The sequence below is a fragment of the Streptomyces sp. NRRL WC-3549 genome (genome assembly GCF_000721935.1).
Lineage (GTDB): Bacteria > Actinomycetota > Actinomycetes > Streptomycetales > Streptomycetaceae > Streptomyces.
In genome coordinates, this window is the sequence record NZ_KL585389.1 from 156,567 (window position 1) to 158,688 (window position 2,122).

2 protein-coding genes and 1 pseudogene are annotated in these 2,122 nt (G+C 70.1%); 2 read left to right on the top strand and 1 reads right to left on the bottom strand.

All coding sequences use genetic code 11. The features are described 5' to 3' along the window. Nucleotides 1–285, top strand: a pseudogene (locus tag IH13_RS44455) (hypothetical protein); the annotation flags it as partial. Here the strand turns inward: IH13_RS44455 and IH13_RS0108100 are convergent. Further along, entirely contained in the window at nucleotides 275–859 is a 585-nt protein-coding gene (locus IH13_RS0108100; protein WP_031082372.1) for a TerD family protein, read from the bottom strand. The pseudogene IH13_RS44455 and the gene IH13_RS0108100 overlap by 11 nt on opposite strands. 490 nt (nucleotides 860–1,349) lie before the next feature. On the opposite strand from IH13_RS0108100, the gene IH13_RS0108105 reads away from it, so the two are divergent. After that, the coding region (locus IH13_RS0108105) for a discoidin domain-containing protein (RefSeq protein WP_037840953.1) at nucleotides 1,350–2,122 on the top strand (773 nt) is incomplete at its 3' end.

The following is a 2,122-nucleotide window of genomic DNA, read 5'->3' on the forward strand; positions in this document are numbered from 1 at the left end:
GGCCCGCTCAGCAGCTCGGCGGCCGGCCGCGCCACCGTCGACAGCGCCTCCTCCGGGGGCGCCTCCGTCCGCCGCCCGGACGGGGCGCGCCGCGGCACCGCGGACGGAACGCTGCGCGTCCTGGCCGGCGAACAGGTGACCGCCCTGCGCGAGGGCGACTTCCCGGCGGTGCGCGATGCCGGGCCCAGGGCCGGCGTGGCGCGGGCCCGGCGATCCGTTGGTGGATTGCCGGGCCCGGGAGTGCCGTTCCGCCGCGCGGGCGGGCCGGCGGGTGCTACTTGCTGATGGCGAAACGCATCAGGGCCTGCTCGCTGCCCTGCTTGATCTTGCCCGTCACGTTGATGACCTCGAGCTTCCAGCCGTTGCCGACGCGGTACGCCTTCGCCACGGCGCATCCGTTGTCGGACGTGAGCAGGCTGGGCCAGATGTCGGCGACCTGCTGCGAGCTGCCCCCGGTGGCGTCGTACACCTTGAAACTGATGTTGCGCGCCTTCTGGAAGGAACTGCCCTTCTTGTAGGCGGCGGCGACGAACACGATCGACGTGATGTTCGACGGCACCTGCGCGAAGTCGACCGTCACGGTCTCGTCGTCCCCGTCACCGCGGCCGGTCTGGTTGTCGCCGCTGTGGACGACGGAGCCGTTGCCCATCGGGTCGAGCGAGTCCAGGCCCGCCAGGCGCACCGGGTCCTCGCCCTGCATGGCGATGGCGATCAGGTCGAGGTCGGTGCCGGTCTTGCGGCGCAGTGCGCCTATGACCCCACCACTGCTGCCGGCGGTGGGGTCCCAGGACGCACCGATGGACAGGTGGGTCACTCCGTCGAGGTCCGCCGGGCCGTCTTCCTTCTTAAGCGTGATCATGCGCAAATCTTCCTTCAAACGATGATGCGACACACAGAGTGTGCCTGGAACCGGTGCCCTTGTGTGCACCCGGTGTGCCCGGATGCCGTTCCTGGGCCCGCCGTCGAACGCCGGGCCACCTCGACTCCCTTGCGGGCGGGGGCCGTTTCGGGTGACCGAGGCGCAGCTATGCCCCTGATGCTCCGTGAAAAGGCCGTTCTTCCCGATGTCATGGAGTAGTTCCGTATTCTGTCTCACCTCCCGTCCTGCGGTCGCGGACGGTGGCGGTTCCGGGGGTGGTGACCCCGGACGCCGTGGGGCCGGCCCCCGGTGCTCCTCGGCGCCGCCGACCTGCTGGGAGGGGTGTTTCGGCTCCGATGCTCCAACTCCCCCTTAATGAAAGACAAAAGAAAAGCGCGGTCAGACTTCTTGACCGCGTGGCCGACGCGCGGCAGGGTTCCGGAGAGCGCTCTCCAGCGCACACTTCCGGACTCTTTCCTAGGAGCCCCCCATGCCCGCAGTCGGCATAGCCCCCACCACTTCACCCCCACCGAGACCGGTCCGCAGGGGCCTCGTCGGCGTGATGGTCACCGCACTGGCCGCAGCCCTCCTCGCCCTGACCCCCGCCACGCACGCCGAGGCCGCGCCCACCCTGCTGTCCCAGGGCAAGCAGGCGACGGCGTCCAGTCAGGAGAACGGAGGAACCCCGGCCTCCGCCGCCGTCGACGGCGACCCCGGCACGCGCTGGTCGAGTGCCGCCGCCGACCCCCAGTGGATCCGGGTCGACCTCGGCGCCCCGGCCGCCCTCGACCGGGTGGAACTGAGCTGGGAGACCGCCTACGCGACGGCATACCGCATCGAGCTGTCGTCCAACGGCGACGACTGGTCGACCGCCTACTCGACGACGACCGGAGCGGGCGGCACCGTGACGCACGCCGTCTCCGGCACGGCGCGCTACGTCCGTGTGCTCGGCACCACCCGCGCCACCGGATACGGCTACTCCCTCTGGGAGTTCAAGGTCTTCGGCACCACGGGCGGCGGCTCCACCGGCCCGATCCAGGGCGGCGGCGACCTCGGCCCCAACGTGCACGTCTTCGACCCGTCCACACCCGGAATCCAGAACAAGCTGGACCAGGTGTTCAGGGAGCAGGAGTCGGCGCAGTTCGGCAACGGCCGGCACGCCTTCTTCTTCAAGCCGGGGACGTACAACAACCTCAACGCCCAGATCGGCTTCTACACCCAGATCGCCGGTCTCGGCCTCAGGCCCGACGACACCACCATCAA

Bases quoted from the DNA above. Each gene is read 5' to 3' on its own strand.
- IH13_RS0108100 (WP_031082372.1), bottom strand. From the start codon at position 859: ATGATCACGCTTAAGAAGGAAGACGGCCCGGCGGACCTCGACGGAGTG.